General features: G+C 70.0%; 9 protein-coding genes. 2 read left to right on the forward strand and 7 right to left on the reverse strand.

Features of this window, described 5'->3' with window-relative positions:
* Positions 1-523: 523 nt before the first annotated feature.
* Together TsocGM_RS22215 and TsocGM_RS27290 are read right to left on the reverse strand one after the other, a co-directional pair.
* On the reverse strand, positions 524-1210 hold the full coding sequence (locus TsocGM_RS22215; protein ID WP_126727658.1) for a TlpA family protein disulfide reductase: 687 nt from the start codon (positions 1208-1210) through the stop codon (positions 524-526).
* Between the two features lie 95 nt (positions 1211-1305).
* The gene (locus TsocGM_RS27290) at positions 1306-4767 is read right to left on the reverse strand and encodes a fused MFS/spermidine synthase (protein WP_126727659.1); all 3462 of its coding nucleotides are present in this window, start codon (positions 4765-4767) and stop codon (positions 1306-1308) included.
* Between the two features lie 346 nt (positions 4768-5113).
* Here TsocGM_RS27290 and TsocGM_RS22225 point away from each other — a divergent pair, with 346 nt between their 5' ends.
* Entirely contained in the window at positions 5114-6154 is a 1041-nt protein-coding gene (locus tag TsocGM_RS22225) for a 1-phosphofructokinase family hexose kinase (RefSeq protein ID WP_126727660.1), read from the forward strand.
* A gap of 22 nt (positions 6155-6176) precedes the next feature.
* Here the strand turns inward: TsocGM_RS22225 and TsocGM_RS22230 are convergent, their stop codons facing one another.
* Together TsocGM_RS22230 and TsocGM_RS22235 are read right to left on the reverse strand one after the other, a co-directional pair.
* Positions 6177-6803, reverse strand: coding sequence for a hypothetical protein (locus TsocGM_RS22230; protein ID WP_126727661.1), 627 nt, complete (start codon positions 6801-6803; stop codon positions 6177-6179).
* 164 nt (positions 6804-6967) lie between these two features.
* Positions 6968-8302, reverse strand: coding sequence for a DUF58 domain-containing protein (locus TsocGM_RS22235; protein WP_126727662.1), 1335 nt, complete (start codon positions 8300-8302; stop codon positions 6968-6970).
* A 310-nt stretch (positions 8303-8612) separates the two neighbouring features.
* Between TsocGM_RS22235 and TsocGM_RS22240 the strand changes: the two genes are divergently transcribed.
* The gene (locus TsocGM_RS22240) at positions 8613-9473 is read left to right on the forward strand and encodes a sigma-70 family RNA polymerase sigma factor (RefSeq protein WP_126727663.1); all 861 of its coding nucleotides are present in this window, start codon (positions 8613-8615) and stop codon (positions 9471-9473) included.
* A gap of 313 nt (positions 9474-9786) precedes the next feature.
* Here TsocGM_RS22240 and TsocGM_RS22245 read toward each other — a convergent pair whose 3' ends face one another.
* From TsocGM_RS22245 to TsocGM_RS22255, 3 genes are all read right to left on the reverse strand, one after another.
* A complete protein-coding gene (locus TsocGM_RS22245; RefSeq protein ID WP_126727664.1) occupies positions 9787-11271 on the reverse strand; it encodes a DUF1501 domain-containing protein in 1485 nt (494 codons plus the stop codon).
* Positions 11272-11345: 74 nt separating this feature from the next.
* On the reverse strand, positions 11346-13589 hold the full coding sequence (locus TsocGM_RS22250; protein ID WP_126727665.1) for a PSD1 and planctomycete cytochrome C domain-containing protein: 2244 nt from the start codon (positions 13587-13589) through the stop codon (positions 11346-11348).
* An 852-nt stretch (positions 13590-14441) separates the two neighbouring features.
* Entirely contained in the window at positions 14442-15155 is a 714-nt protein-coding gene (locus TsocGM_RS22255) for a class I SAM-dependent methyltransferase (RefSeq protein WP_126727666.1), read from the reverse strand.
* Positions 15156-15257 lie beyond the last annotated feature (102 nt).

Here is a 15257-nt window from a genome sequence, read left to right on the forward strand (position 1 = left end):
CCGCTGCCCCTACCAGGTCCTGGGCCTGGTGCTGCCGACCGCCGACTTCTGGGAGCTGCTGCAGGCCGACCCCGCCGCATTGACGCAACAACTGTCAACCCAACAGGATGGCGGATGAGACAGTGCCTTCAATCCACGATCGATGGGTCAACGGAAGTTCCACCAGGCAAATCAGTACGGTCGAAGCATCTCGCCCTCCACGCAGCGCACCGAACGGCGCACCGCCTGATTCCGAGTCGGGAGAGAAGCAGATCGAGGACGCCGAATCCGCTCGGATCAACGCGGTCCAGGAGCGAGGGGGCCGGGAGCGGGGCGGCCCCGGGCCCCGGAGGCTCGGATGCCGGCCCGTCCGACCGCTCGGTTCCCAGGGACGACGGCGCGGAACGAACCCATCGCGGCCCGGCCGGGAAGATGCAATCCCTGGTTCAACAAGAGATTGCGTCAACGGGATTGCGGCCGGCGAACGCGCACCGATCGGCGTCCTGGGGCCCGGCGAGGTCTCCCCCGATGGCGTCGGGGACGATCACCCTTCGGTTGGTCGGGCGGTCGCCAGTCCGGCGAGCTGCCGGGCGATCTCGGGGGTGTCCCAGTCCATCGCCCCGATCTCTCGGCGGACGATCTTGCCGTCGGGGGCGATGATGAAGGTGGCCGGGATGCTCATCGTGGCGAATTCCTTCGGTGGCGGCCCGGCGGCGACGAGGACGTTGGCCGGGCCGGGGTCGAAGCGGTTCAGGAAGCCCTGAACAGGCTCCAGCCCGTCGTCGACCGAGACGAACAGCACGGCCACGCCAGCCCGCTCCAGCTCGGGACGCTTCGAGAGCGCCACCAGCGACGGCATCTCCATGACGCAGGGGCCGCACCAGGTCGCCCAGACATTCAGCAGGACCGGCCGGCCCTTGTAGTCGGACAGGTCGGCCGGCTGGCCGTCGGGGGTAAGGACGGCCCACTGGTACTCCGTGGAGGTGGGGACGCCCGGATCGCGCTCGGCGTCCCGGACGATCTCCCGATACACGAAGAACCCGGCGACCAGCAGCGCCATCGACATGAGCAGGATCCGGAGCCCGACCGGCGCCCCCTCGTCCCGGGAGGGGGTGCGGGAGGGCTCCCGAGAGCCGAGGAAGTCGGGCATGGTCGACGGGGGGGAGCTCTCGGCCGCTTCGGGGGAGGACGATTCCGGGTTCATCGGCTCGGGCGCGGTGGGATCGGCCATCGGGAACTCCTTTCGGGCGACGGGCGGACGGGCCGTTCGATGGCCCAGTTACGATCGGGCCGGCCCGATCGTTCGGCCGGACGGGCCCGATCGTCTCAGTCGGTGGCCCGGGTCGCGGCGACCGGGGCGAGCAGGTTCTCCACCGGGGCGTAGTCGTCGGTCAGGACGATCCCCCGGGAGCGGATGAGCAGCGCCTCCCGATGCTCGGGTCCGTAGGGGTCGGGCTGGAACGGCTCGCCGGACTGCTCAAAGGTCGGGTCGCCGGGGCGGCGGCCAAGCTCGGCCACGTCGATCGGCGCCTTGGAGGCGACCACGACGAACGTTTCCCGGAAGCCGTTGCCGGGCTCGTCGGTGCCGAAGATCTCGAGGTTCGGGAACGTCAGGGAGGCCGTCCGGGTCCAGGCCCCGAGGAAGGCCCCCAGCCCCCGGGCCTCGGCCACCCCTCGACGGACGGCCTCGGCGAGCCGCCCGGGGTCGGAGCCCAGCGCGACCGCCTCCTCCGACGAGCGGCGGGCCAGCTCGTCAAGGTCTCCCTGGATGGAACGCTCCTCGAAGGCGAGGGCGACGGCGGCGGCGTAGTCCTCCACCCCCTCCCGGAGCCCCACGTCCCGCAAGACCCGGGCGATCTGCTCCTCGGTCCGGAGAGGAGGGGGAGGGCCCGGGTCCCCCTCTCCTGCCGTCGGGTCGTCCGGGCGAACGAGGCGGTGGGCCAGCAGGGCGGGGGTTTCCTTCAGGTCCGTCTCGATCGCGACGAAGGCCCGATCGATCCGATCGGCCATGCCGTCGATGTCGTCGGCTCTCGGCGCGGCCGCCTCCAGCAGGTCGATGATCACCTGGGTTCCGCCGTACCAGACCTCGGCGATCGCCTCGGCCACCTCGTCCGCTTCTGGGCCGAGGCCCCCGGCGTGCAGGATCTCGGCGGCGGCCTCGAACTTCTTGCGCTCGAGGACCTCGGCGATTGCCTCGGTGGCCGCCGCTTGTCGGCGGCCGGCCTGAGCCAGGGTCATGGTTTCTCGGGCGACCTCGGCCATCTGGTCGGCGTCTCCCTCCAGGAGGGGATCGACGCCGGCGATCGCCTCCCGGACCTTCGGCCCGATCGCTCCCCGGTTCCGGGAATCGACTCCTCGCACCGCCTCGGCGACGGCCCGGGAGATCGAGTCGAGCCGGATGCCCAGCTCGGCCCCCTTCCAGGCGGTGCGGAGCCCCCGGGCGAGGGCGTCCGACTCGTCCTCGTCGTTGCCCTGCTCCCGGAAGATCGCGGCGACGGCCCGGATCTGCTCCTCCTCGATCGCCTGCCCGGCGGCGACGCGGTCGTCCCGGTAGACGTCGATGATGTTGATCATGTAGGCGCCGTGCTCGTCCAGCAGGCCGGCGATCCGGTCGTTGAACTCCCGGGTCGTCAGGTGCCAGGGGACGGAGAAGTCGTTGAAGGCGTCGCCGAAGATCAGGTCATACGGTTCGGCCCCCTGCGAGCGCTCGACGAACTGCCGGGCGTCTCCCCAGTGGGTGCGGATCGTCGTGTCCCGGGGGAGGCCGAGGGCGACGTGATTGGCCTCGGTGACGGCCGGGTCGATCTCGGCGACGTCGCATTCCGCCTTTTTGTAAGTGTGCTGGAGGTATCGGGGGAAGGTATAGGAGCCTCCCCCGAGGAACAGCGCCCGCAGCGGGACGTCGGCCGGGTCGGCGATGCCCAGCCGCTTCGCCTTCGCCTCGGCGACCCGCCGGGTGACCTGAGCGTAGATGTACTCGTAGTCGTATTCGATGCGTTCGGGATGGTCGAGGACGAAGTAGCCGTGGATCAGGTTATCCAGCACCAGGGTGCGCTTGATCGCCTCGGACGAGGCAACGGGCTCCCCCGTCTCGGGGTCGGCCGAGTCGGGGGCGTCCAGGCGAATCGGCTGGCTCTCCACCTTGATGTAGTAGTAGTTGCTCTCGTCCAGGTACGTGACCCCGGTTTCCGCCTCGGGGTCGGGGGAGACGTTCCGGACTCCCCAGGCCACCCCCTGCCGCTCCAGCACCGGCAGCGGCGCGAAGGCGATGAAGCAGAGCCCCAGCGGCACCCCCGCCCAGGCCGCATGGCCGATCCCCCCCAGCGCCGTGGCCGCCAGGGCCATCGTCGTCGAGAGCACCAAGATCAGCCCCTTGGTCCCCAGCACGTCGATGAGCACGAAGCCGGCCAGGAACGTCCCGACGATCGATCCCACCATGCCCCAGGCAGACACCGAGCCGATCGCCGTGCCGGTGCGATCGGCCCGTCGCAGGCGGTCGACCGCCAGCTTCGTCACCACCGGGCTGACCGTGCCCATCGACACCGACGGCAGGAAGAAGACGATCGCCACCGCCGAGAGCACCCGGAGCGACCAGGGGAGCGGAGTCATCGTCGGGGCGTAGGAGAGCAGCGAGATCCCGGCGTACTCCTCCCCCAGGAACGCCGGCGGAGTCTCCAGGAAGAGGATCAGCAGCAGCATCAGCGAGGCGACCAGGAACAGCCAGCTCGCCTGGCGCTCGCTTCTGACCGCGTCGGCCACCTTGCCGCCGATCAGGTTGCCCAGGCTCAGGCCGCCGAGCATCACGCCGATGATGCTCGTCCAGCCGAAGATGCTCGATCCCAGGTGCCGGGTCGTCATCCGGCCGGCGACCATCTCCAGGCTCATGAACGCCAGGCTGATCAGGAACGCCAGGAAGGCCAGGTCGGCCAGGCTGGCCGGCTTGCCGGGGGGCATGCTCTCGTTCGGATCGTCCGGCCCGGCCGGGCCCGCCAACGGCCTCCAGGCCGCCCGAAGCCGGGCCGCCCCCGCCAGCCCGACCGCCAACGTCAGCCCATGCCCCGCCAGGACGACCGCGTTCGGCACGATCGATCCGATCCAGCCCTCCAGGTCGGCCAGGCCCCGGTCGACCACCGTGGTCACACCGACCCCCAGCGCCGCCGAGGCGAGCAGGGCGAGCACCCGGCCCGGCCTCCAGTCGATCATCGCTGCCGCCGGGATGAGCAGGGCGGCCGCCACCACGGTGACGATCACCGAGGTCGGCGCCTCATAGATCAGCACGAAGCCGGCCAGGAACGTCCCAGCGATCGACCCGACAGCCCCCCAGAAGGACACGTCTCCGATCGCCGAGCCGGTCTTCTCCGCCTGGTCGACGGCCACCTTGGCCACGACCGGGCCGATCAGACCCAGCACCGTGGCCGGCACCAGGAAGTCGAGGGAGACGACCAGCAGGGTCCTCAGGCTCCAGGGCATCGCCCCCAGGCCCGGAGTGCCCCCGACCCGGGCGTTGACCCAGAGGCTGGCCAGCGTCAGCGCCGCCCCCATCGCGAAGAGGGGGCCGACGGCCCGACGGGCGTGGGTGTGGTCGGCCAGCCGGCCGCCGAGGAAGTTCCCCAGGCAGATGCCGCCGAGCACCACACCGATGACGCTCGTCCAGACGTGCAGCGACGCCCCGACGTGCCGGGCCACCAGCCGGGAGGCGACCAGTTCCAGCGTCATGATGCCCAGGCTGGCGAAGAAGGCCAGCGCATACGGGGAGAATCGGGCCAGCAGTCGGCCGGTCGTCGACATCGGGCGGGGCTCCGGTCGGAGGGAGGGCTCGGGTCGATCGGGGGGTCAATCGGGGCGACCTTCCCAGGATATGCGACCGGATCCGGGCCCGACAACCGGCGAATCCCCGCACTCGGTCGGCCATTTTCCGGGCCAAGGCGTTGCTCTCGACGGGGATCCAGAGACAATACAGTCATCCTCCGCACGGACCGGCCGGCCGGGATCCCCTCGATCCCCGGCGATCCGACCGATCGGCGTCCAACCCGCCCCCGGACGCCTTCGCCTCGTCCCCCGGCCCGAGCGGCCCCGCGTCGGGCCGGTAGTCGCCCCGACCGCACTCGATCCCTCGCCTCGATCCAGGCCGACGATGATCCTCTGCGTCACCCTCAATCCCTGCTTGGACAAGACCCTGACCGTCCCCCCCTGGAGTCCCGGCCAGTCGGTTCGGGGGCAGGCCGTCTCGGAGGTTGTCGGCGGCAAGGGGAACAACGTCGCCCGGGCCCTGGCCCGGCTCGGCCGCACCGCCCGCCCGGCCACCTTCTTCGGCGGTCCGGTCGGCGAGCACTGCGCCCGCTTGCTCCGCGATCATGAGGGATTCGACCCGCTGGTCGTCCCTTCCGAGGCCCCAACCCGGACCATCCTCACCGTCCGGACCGAGGGCTCGTCTCGGCAGACCGCCTTCTTCGACCCCGACCCGAGCATCTCCCCGGCCGAGGCCGAGCAACTGCTCCGGGGAGTCGAGGCCGCCATCTCCCTCGGCGGGGTCGAGGCCATCACCCTCTCCGGCTCCAGCCCCTCGGAGGCGACGCACGGCCTGTTTCTCGACCTGATCTCGATGGCTCGGATGCGTCGGCTCCCCGTCTTCCTGGACACCTACGGCCCTCCCCTGGAAACGATCTGGGGCTTCTGGCCCGACGTCATCCAGCTCAACCGCCGAGAACTGGCCCAGCACCTCCACCAGGACGACCCGGACGACGAGGAGATCTTCGCCCGGCTCGGGACCTGGCACCGCCACGGCGTCCGGCTGGCGGTCGTCACCGACGGACCCGACGCCGCCCTGATCCAGGTCGAAGGCCGATTCTTCCGCGCCCTGCCGCCGGAGATCAAGGCCGTCAACCCGATCGGCTCGGGAGACTGCCTGCTGGCCGGCCTGGTCGATTCCTGGCTCAACGGCCTGGAGCCCGAGCCGATGCTCCGCCGGGCGATGGCCTGCGCCGTCGCCAACGCCCTGGTGTGGGACGCCGGACAGATCGACCCCGAGGAGGTGGCCCGGCTCGAGCCCGAGATCGAGCTGGAGCCGGTCGAGGACGTCGCCCCGGCCGCACCGACCGACCGGTCGGGGGACTCCCAGGGCTTCCTTCGCGTCGGCGTTTATGGCCGGGCGACCGGCAAGTTCGGCAAGAAGTAACCGGAGGGGCAACCCGAACCCGTCAACCGGATCGGCTGGAGAGGACCGAGACGGCCAGGGCGACCACGAACAGCACGCCCAGCAGCAGCACCATCCAGGCCAGCCGCCCCCAGTTCGGGAGCCTGATCCTCAGTCGGGTCTGCAGGCCGAGCCTCTGCGAAAGCCCCGGCGTCGCCTCGATGATCTCCTGGTACTCCGGCGAGAAGATCATCGCGGCCCCGTCCGAGAGCAGCAGGTAGAGGACGACGCTCGGGATCAGGCTGCCCACGACGAGGATCCCCAGGGCGAGGGCCGGGCTCTCGACCAGCGCCCGAATGGTTCCCAGGCCCAGGACGACCAGCAGCAGCACGGTCAAGGCGACGACGACCCGTCGCGTCGGGTTGTGCAACCGCCGCAACCCCCGGGCGATCACGAGGTTGATCAGCGCGATGACCCCGAAGATCGCGGCGATCCCCACCAACATCACCGGCGTCGTGTCCGGGCCGACGATCACCACGCCCGGGCCCGCTGTCGAGGCGGCGATCACGCCGAGGCCCGCGGCCGAGATCGCGACCACGCCCGCCAGGATCACGCCGAGGTCGAAGAGCAGTCCGAGCGACCGGATCGCCTCCTCGAGCCGGAGGTACTCGAGGCGGATCTCCTCGGCCATCGTGTCACTTCGATCGGATCCCCGGGGTGCGTCGGGGGCCGACTCGGCCGCGACGGAGGCCGTTGGCTCGTCACGATCGGGAGTGCTGACCATGAGTCACTCCAGCGAGAGCGGATCGATCCCCGAGGGACCGGGCTTCCCATCGCACCGTCCCCGGGCCGGGATCAGAGCAGGTGCCGGGCCTTGATGTCGAGGTAGCGGTTGATCAGCGGGGCGGTCAGGTCGTCGGGGGCCACGTCGAGGCAGAGCACTCCTCGCTGTCGCAGTGAGGCGATGACCCGCTCCCTCCAGTTCAGGATCGCGGCGGCGGCCGCAGGGGCGAAGAGGGGGTCCTCGGCGTCGGGGTCAGGCTCGAGGCCGGAGTCGGCCAGGGCGAAGAGATCAAGGTCGCGGAGGAAGACACCCAGCGGCAGGTGCCGGCCGACGATGTTCCCCAGGTGGTCAAGCACCTGGCGGGCGCCGACCTCGTCGAAGACGTTGGTCATCAGGACCACCAGCGACCGCTTCCGGCACCGCCGCTCCAGGTCGACGAACGCCTGGTCGTGTCGGCTCTCGGCCAGCACCGGGAACAGGTTGTGGACCGCGTGCACGAGCCGATCGATCCGGCGGGGCCCCCCTGAGGGAGGGACGTAGGCCCGAACCCGGTCGGCGTAGACCATCAGGCCGACCTGATCTCCCCGAGTCAGGGCGACATGGGCGAGCATGAGCATGGCGTTGAAGGCGTGGTCCAGCGGGGAGAGGCCTCCTCCGGTGTCTCCGGCCATCATCCGGCCGCTGTCGATCAGGAAGACGACCCGCTGACTCTGGCTGGACTGGTAGTCTCGCACCGTGACCTTACGCCTCCGGGCGGTCGCCCTCCAGTCGATCCGGCGGGGCTCGTCCCCCTCGGCGTAGTCGCGGAGGCGCTCGAACTCGTTGTCGGTGCCGACCCGTCTCGACTGCCTCAGACCGATGACGCTGAGGCGATCGCGGCGGGCGAGCAGCGTGTAGCGAGCGATCTGCCGGACGTCGGGGTAGACCCGCACCCCCGTCTCGCAGCAGATCCGCCGGGAGCGCTGCCAGAGGCCCCATCGGCTCCGCTCCAGGGCGTAGATTCGCCTCAGGGCGAACGACCCGCGGCGGGAGGGGATCATGCGGTACTCCAGCGTCGCCACGCCGCGGGACGGGAGCCGGACGAGGAACTCGGCCGGCTCGGCCTCGAACGGGTCGGGCACGTCGTCCCGGACCCACAGCCGTCTCGGACGGGGGGAGTCGTTGAGGATGGTCAGCTCGACCGGGTGCGGCTCTCCGATCGACGCCGTTTGGCCGCAGGATCGAGTCGCCCTCAGGCCGGTCCGACCGGCCAGGCCAGCCAGGTCGACCAGCGCCACGACCGCGATTGTCCCATCGACCGCGAACACTCCTGACCAGAGCGGGCCGGTGCGGGGCAGCAGCAGCACCAGAGACAACAGGCTCGGCACCAGGAGAAGCAGGGCCAGGGTCCGGCCGGGCCAGATCATACGGGCGACTCCCCCTCCGGAGGACCGCTCGCCGCGGCGGTCCCTCCCACCAGGATCAGTCTACCGATAGGTCCCGGGCCGGGCCATCTCCCGCCTTCCCAAAGCGCTCGACCGTCCGGTTTGAGCGGAGGTTCGAGGACACCACGAATAGCTTAATTAGGCGATTCCTCGTCGCTTGAACAGGCAGGTTGACACGGGGGAGGGGTGGCCTATGGTCCCCAGTGGAGCGAGAGAACGACGGGCCGATCGAAGGTGCCCGGCCCGGAGATCGGGTCTCCGACCGATCGCAACAGCTCAAGGAATCACACCCATGCCGACCCGGACCCCTCGGCGGGAGCCCATGTCCCGCACCCCGCTCCAGATCTACCTCCAGGACATCAACAGCACGGCGCTGTTGACGCCCGAGGAGGAGCGGGAGCTCGCCCAACGCGTCGCTGAGGGCGACCCGGAGGCCCGCGAGCATATGGTCAAGGCCAACCTCCGGCTCGTCGTCAACATCGCCCGAGGCTACCTGGGTAAGGGACTGGGGCTGGAGGACCTGATCGAGGAAGGGAATCTGGGCCTTCTGCGCGCGGTCGAGGGATTCGACGGCGCGATGGAGACGCGATTCAGCACGTATGCCAGCTACTGGATCAAGCAATCGATCCGCCGAGCCGTGATGAACAACGGCAAGCCGATCCGCCTGCCGGCCTACATGGTTAATCTGCTGTCCAAGTGGCGCCGGGCCACCTCGGCCCTGGCCGAGCGACTCGGTCGCCAGCCGAGCCCCGACGAGGTCGCCAGGGAGCTGAAGCTCTCGACCAAGAAACTCAACATTGTGAAGAAGGCGCTGCACGCGCACAGCCTCACCCCGCAGCCGGAGGGGGCCAGCGACGACGGCTTCGCCATCGACGACGTGCTCACCGACGATCGCGTCCGGGCCCCCGACGACGTGCTCATCGAGGCCGACGACCTGGAGCGGACGCTCAACGGCATCGAGCAGCTCGACGACCGCGAACGCACCGTGCTCCGCATGAGATTCGGGCTCGACCCGTACCTGCCGATGACCCTTCGCGAGGTTGGCGAGGGCCTCGGGCTCACCCGGGAGCGCGTCCGACAGCTCGAGTGTCAGGCCCTGGCTAAGCTGGCCCTCGCCCTGGGCACCGATCGGCATCGGAGGAGCCGGGCCTGAGGTGAGGGCCCGGATGGCGGGCGTTCCCTGATCGATGCGGGAGGGCGGATGCTCGGCGGCGGAGCGGCTCGGCCGGTGGTTGGCCGCTGGTCGGCCGGCCCAAGGGAGGAGCCGGGGAGGCCAACAGGCCGAGTGTCCATCCCTCCTCCGGCGGTCGGTCGTTGGCCATCCGACGCCCGTCAGACCGGATGACTCGGATCTCGGATGGCTCGAATCCTGGGGAGGCCGGGGGCGACCCGGCCGTCCTCCCGTCCGACCGACCCTGGACCACCGTCATCTCCTTCCCGGATCAGGCCATCCGCCATCCGGTGCTTCAGGCGATCAGTCGATCGACCACGTTCCCGGCCACGTCCGTCAGCCGGAAGTCCCGTCCCTGGTAGCGGTACGTCAGCCGGGTGTGGTCGAAGCCGAAGAGCTTGAGGATCGTCGCGTGGTAGTCGTGGACGTGGACGGGGTCCTCCACCACGTTCCAGCCGATGGGGTCGGTCTTGCCGATCACCTGCCCTCCCTTCACCCCTCCTCCGGCCAGGAAGAGGGAGAAGGCGAACGGGTGATGGTCGCGGCCGGTCACGGTCTTGTACCCGGCTCGATTCTCTCCCAGGGGGGTCCTCCCGAACTCGGAGCACCAGAGGACCAGGGTGGAATCGAGCAGCCCCCGGCGCTTGAGGTCGGTGATCAGGGCCGCGACGGGGCGGTCGGCCATGCCGCAGTTGAACTTCAGCTCGGCGTCGATGTTCGAGTGGTGATCCCATGATGCGTGATAGATGTTCACGAATCGGACACCGCGCTCGACCATCCGCCGGGCCAGCAGGCAGTTCGTCGCGAACTGGTGGTAGACGCCCGGCCCGGCTCCCCGTCCTCCTCCTTCGGGATCGTCTCGGCCGACGCCATACAGGTCGAGCGTCTCCCTCGACTCTCCTGAGAGGTCGATCAGCTCGGGGGCGGAGCGCTGCATCCGGAAGGCCAGCTCGTAGGAGGCGATCCGGCTCTGGATCTCCTCGTCGCGCACCGCGTCGAACCGCCGGGCGTTGAGGGCGCCGACCGCGTCGATCGTCTCCCGCTGGATGCGGGCCGAGATGCCGGGCGGGTTGCCCAGATGCAACACCGGGTCGCCTTGATTGCGGAAGAGGACGCCGGAATACGTCGAGGGGAGGAAGCCGCTCGACCAGTTCGAGGCGCCCCCGCTGGTCCCCCTCCCGGTGTTCAGCACGACGTACCCGGGCAGGTTCTCCGACTCGCTCCCCAGCCCGTAGGTCAGCCACGAGCCGAGGCTCGGCCTCCCGAACATGGCCGAGCCGGTGTTCATCAGCAGCTGGCCGGGGTGGTGGTTGAACTGATCGGTCTGCATCGACCGGATCAGGGCGATGTCGTCGGCGCAGGCCCCGAGGTTCGGCAGGAAGTCGGACAGTTCCATGCCGCATTCTCCCCGCCGGGAAAAGACGCGGGGACAGCCCATCACCGTGGCCGATTCCTTCTGGATGAAGGCGAACCGGACGTTCTTCGTGAACGACTCCGGCAGCGGCTGGCCGTCGAGCCGGTTCAGCTCCGGCTTGGGGTCGAACAGGTCGATCTGGCTCGGGCCCCCTTCCAGGTAGATGCAGATGCAGGCCTTCGCCCTTGGCTCGAAGTGCGGGGGCCGGGGGGCGAGGGGGTCGCTGCGGCGGCCGGCCTCGTCGCCCCGGGCGATCGCGCCCTGGTCCCGAAGCAGGGAGGCCAGCGCCACCAGGCCGACGCCGCTGGCGGAGCTGGTGAGGAAGTCCCGTCGGGAACGTTCGATGGCCTCGAGGATCGGGTGCATCGGTCGGCCTCGGGGTGGCGGTCCGGATCGGTCGGATCGGTCGGATCGGATCGGATCGGATCGGATCGAGGGAGTCAATCCCGGGTGATGAACTCGTCGAGGTTGAGGATGGCTCGGGCGGTGGCGACCAGCGCCGCGGCCTCCTCGGGAGGGACGAGGCCGGGGATCGGCTCGTCGCCAAGGAAGGCGGCGGCCGCGCCGGGATCGGCTCGGAAGGCGGCGAGCAGGTCGTCGCGCAACCCGGACAGGAGGGCCGACTCCTCGGGGGTCGGGAGGCGTCCCAGGGCCAGTCGGAACGCCCGGTCGGCCGGCAGCGAGGGGTCCTCGGCCAGGGCGCGGAGGCCGAGGGCCCGGGAGCACTCGACGAAGACCTCGTCGTTGAGCAGCGTCAGTGCCTGGAGGGGCGTGTTCGATGCCGACCGCTTGACGGCGCAGACGTTCGCGTCGGGAGCGTCGAAGGTGGTGAGCATTGGATAAGGGCTCGTGCGGCGGAAGAACGTGTACATCCCCCGACGATAGCGGTCGGCCCCTTGGCTCTCCTCCCATCGGGCGCTTCGGGCGTAGGTCAGCTCGGAGATTCCCTCCGGCTGGGGGGGGAAGACGCTCGGTCCGCCGACCTCGGTGGTGAGCAGGCCGGAGGCCGAAAGGGCGACGTCCCGGATCACCTCCGCCTCCAGCCGGACCCGATTTTGCCGGGCGAGTAGGACGTTCTCCGGGTCGATCGGCTCCAGGTCCTCCCGGACGGCCGACGACTGCCGGTAGGCCGCCGACCGGACGATGGTCCGGATCAGCTCCTTGCGGCTCCAGCCGAGGCGCTGGTACTCGATCGCCAGCCAGTCGAGCAGCTCGGGGTGGCTTGGCGGCTCTCCCCGGGTGCCGAAGTCCTCCATCGAGGGGACCAGCGCCCGGCCGAAGAGGTGGTACCAGACCCGGTTGACGGCGACCCGGGCGGTGAGCGGGTGATCCGGGCGCATCAGCCATTCGGCCAGATCGAGGCGGTCGGCCCGATCGCCACTCGGTTCCATCGGCGGCAGGACGGCGATCGTGCCCGGCTCGACCGGATCACCGGGGCGGAGGAAGTCTCCCCGGATGAGGACATGGCTGGCTCGGCGACGGTCGGGAGGCTGCTCGGCGAAGGTCCGGATGCGAGGGACCGATTCCTCCTTCGCCTCGTCGTCGGCGGTCGGCTCGGCCAGCGGGAGGTCGGCCTCATCGGCGGTGTTGAAGAACGCGAAGAGTTGGTAATACTCGCGCTGCGTGATCGGATCGTACTTGTGCGAATGGCACTGGGCGCAGCCCACGGTCAGGCCGAGCCAGACGGAGCCGGTCGTGTTCACGCGGTCGACGACGGCGGCGACGCGGAACTCCTCCTGGTCGACCCCGCCCTCGGTGTTCGTCAGGGTGTTGCGGTGGAAGCCGGCGGCGGCCTGCTGTTCGAGGGAGGCGTCGGGGAGCAGGTCGCCGGCAAGCTGCTCGATGGTGAAGCGATCGAAGGGCAGGTCGCGGTTGACGGCGTCGATCACCCAGTCTCGATAGCGGTAGGCGTCGGGGCGCGGTCGGTCTTTCTCGTAGCCGTCGCTGTCGGCGTAGCGGGCGAGGTCGAGCCAGTGCCGTCCCCAGCGCTCGCCGAAGTGGGGGGAGGCCAGCAGGCGGTCGACCAGGGCGTCGTAAGCTCCCGGGTCATCGTCCTGGACGAAGGCGTCCACCTCTTCGGGAGTAGGAGGGAGGCCGATCAGGTCGAGGGAGAGGCGGCGGAGGAGCGAGGCCCGGTCGGCTTCGGGGGAGGGGGAGATCCCTTCGGCTTCCAGTCGAGCGAGGATGAAGCGGTCGATCGGGGAGCGGGGCCACTCTTCGTGGTGGACGCTCGGCGGCTCGGGCCGAGTGATCGGCTGGAAGGCCCAGTGGTCGCTCGACCGTCGCTCGGGAGTCGAGTCGTCGGCCTCCTCGGGCCAGGAGGCTCCCTGGTCGATCCAGGCGCGGAGCAGGCCAATCTCGGCGGGAGAGAGAGGATCGCCTTCGGGGGGCATGATCGACTCTCCCTGGAACCCGGCCACCTTGTGAATCAGGTAGCTGCTGGCCGAGTCTCCTGGCTCGATCGCCGGTCCGAGGTCGCCGCCGAGCAGGGCGGGCTCCTTGGCGTCCAGCCGGAGGCCCGACTTCTGCTCGTCCGGGCCGTGGCAGGAGACGCATCGGGCGTCGAGGATCGGCTTGATCTCCTCCCGGAAGTCGACCGGCCGATCGGCCGAGGGAGGGAGGGCGTCCTGGGCCAGGCCGAGGCTGGAGAGGACCAGCAGAGATCGGACGAGGATCGACGGCATGGGCGTCCTCCGGCGACATCGAGGCAAGGTTTAAGGTGACGGGTTGATCCGCAATTGTCAAACAGACTTCGGGATGGAATGGGGAACGTCGAGCCCGCAACGCCGACGGGACCTGAAGCGGGATCACGAGGAGTTCGATCAGGCCGTCGAGCCGGCCGGTGTGGCCCCGGAATCGGCCGCTCGACCTCGTTCCAACGCCAGGAGGGACATCCTCTCCCCGGCTCCTGGGGATCCCCTGCCCTCCCCTCGCCGAGTTGACCGAGCAGGGACGCGGTCGATCCCGCGAAGAGGGACGGGGAGGGATCGCGATGCTTGGAGGGGAGGGCCGAGGAGGGGGAACGAGGGGGTGGCCGGACGGGGATGCTCGGCGGTTCCGTCTCGTAAGTCGAGCGGAACGCTCTCCCCCTTCGTCCGGTCGGATGCAACGCCCACCCGGAGCGGGAGATTCTGGGGCCGATCCTGCCGTGGTCGACGAGGCTCGGGGCGCCGGGGACCTCGGGCTCGCCGTTCGTCCTCCGGTTTCCGAAGACCGGGGAAGACGGGTCCCCCCGTGCGCGGGCCGATCGGCACCGCCGGCGCGAGGACCGGAGGGGAATCGGGTGCGACTCCTCGCGGATCCCGACCGCCGGGGGGCGATCGAGCTGCCCGAGGGAGAGGAGGCTTCTTGGGCGTTGAAGTCCCGGGAGAGCCCCCGAGAGGATCGCCCCGAGGCGAGGAACCGGCGCTCGAGGCACGTCAACTCAACCCTGGCGGCGATGACCGGGAGGCGTCTCGGTCGTCGACCATCGGAATCCGGGAGGACGGGGCGAGGCCGGTCGATTCCGGGGGAGGAGGCGACGAACCCGGGGAAGATCAGTCGGCCGCCACCGCCGAGGGGGAGCCGGTCGCCGTCACCGGGAAGTGGGGGCGTCGGAGCGTGCTCGCGGGGCGGCAGACCCCCTCGGTGAAGAGGAAGGGAGCGGGGCCTCGGTGGACGGACTGCTCCGTCTCGACGAAGCCAGCGGCGGCGAACAGGTCGCGCATCCGGGATCGGGAGCAGTGGTGAACGTCCCCCTCGACCGTCTCGACGCAGACGTCGTAGATGAACCAGCCCCAGGGGGCGTCGCGATACCCGTCGATGAGCATGAGCCGGCCGCCGGGCTTGAGCACCCGGTTCATCTCCGAGACGGCTCGACCCTGGTCGGGGTAGTGGTGGAAGCTATTGGCGCAGGTGACGACGTCGAAGCTCCCCGAGGCGAAGGGCAAGTGCTCGCTATCCCCCTGGACCGGCAGGAGGCCCTCCCGGTGCCTGGCCCAGCGGTGGGAGCCGCCGTTGAGCATGGCTCGGACGAGGTCCATGCCGACGACTCGGGCATTGGGCAGCGATCGAAGGATCTGCTCGCCGAACTGGCCGGTGCCGCAGCCGACGTCGAGCACGGTGATCGGGCGATCGCCGAACCGTTGGCGGATGCGTCGGATCAACGCGCGGCGGGAAGGGCCGAAGAGCAGCCATTGGAGGATCGACTGATCGTAGGACCGGCTCCAGCGGTTGAACTCCTCGGTGGCCTGCTGCTTGTCGTAGCCCATGGTCGGGTCCTCGATGACCGTCGGCGAAGGAGATCCATCCCCGGGGGGCTCGGGAGAGCTTGATCGAGACGCCGGATTTCGACAAGGTGGATTCTGGAACGA

The sequence above is a fragment of the Tautonia sociabilis genome (genome assembly GCF_003977685.1).
Taxonomy (GTDB): Bacteria; Planctomycetota; Planctomycetia; order Isosphaerales; family Isosphaeraceae; genus Tautonia; species Tautonia sociabilis.

Coding starts and splice junctions, on each gene's coding strand:
- TsocGM_RS22215 (WP_126727658.1), bottom strand. CDS start 1,210: ATGGCCGATCCCACCGCGCCCGAGCCGATGAACCCGGAATCGTCCTCC.
- TsocGM_RS27290 (WP_126727659.1), bottom strand. CDS start 4,767: ATGTCGACGACCGGCCGACTGCTGGCCCGATTCTCCCCGTATGCGCTG.
- TsocGM_RS22225 (WP_126727660.1), top strand. CDS start 5,114: ATGATCCTCTGCGTCACCCTCAATCCCTGCTTGGACAAGACCCTGACC.
- TsocGM_RS22230 (WP_126727661.1), bottom strand. CDS start 6,803: ATGGCCGAGGAGATCCGCCTCGAGTACCTCCGGCTCGAGGAGGCGATC.
- TsocGM_RS22235 (WP_126727662.1), bottom strand. CDS start 8,302: ATGATCTGGCCCGGCCGGACCCTGGCCCTGCTTCTCCTGGTGCCGAGC.
- TsocGM_RS22240 (WP_126727663.1), top strand. CDS start 8,613: ATGCCGACCCGGACCCCTCGGCGGGAGCCCATGTCCCGCACCCCGCTC.
- TsocGM_RS22245 (WP_126727664.1), bottom strand. CDS start 11,271: ATGCACCCGATCCTCGAGGCCATCGAACGTTCCCGACGGGACTTCCTC.
- TsocGM_RS22250 (WP_126727665.1), bottom strand. CDS start 13,589: ATGCCGTCGATCCTCGTCCGATCTCTGCTGGTCCTCTCCAGCCTCGGC.
- TsocGM_RS22255 (WP_126727666.1), bottom strand. CDS start 15,155: ATGGGCTACGACAAGCAGCAGGCCACCGAGGAGTTCAACCGCTGGAGC.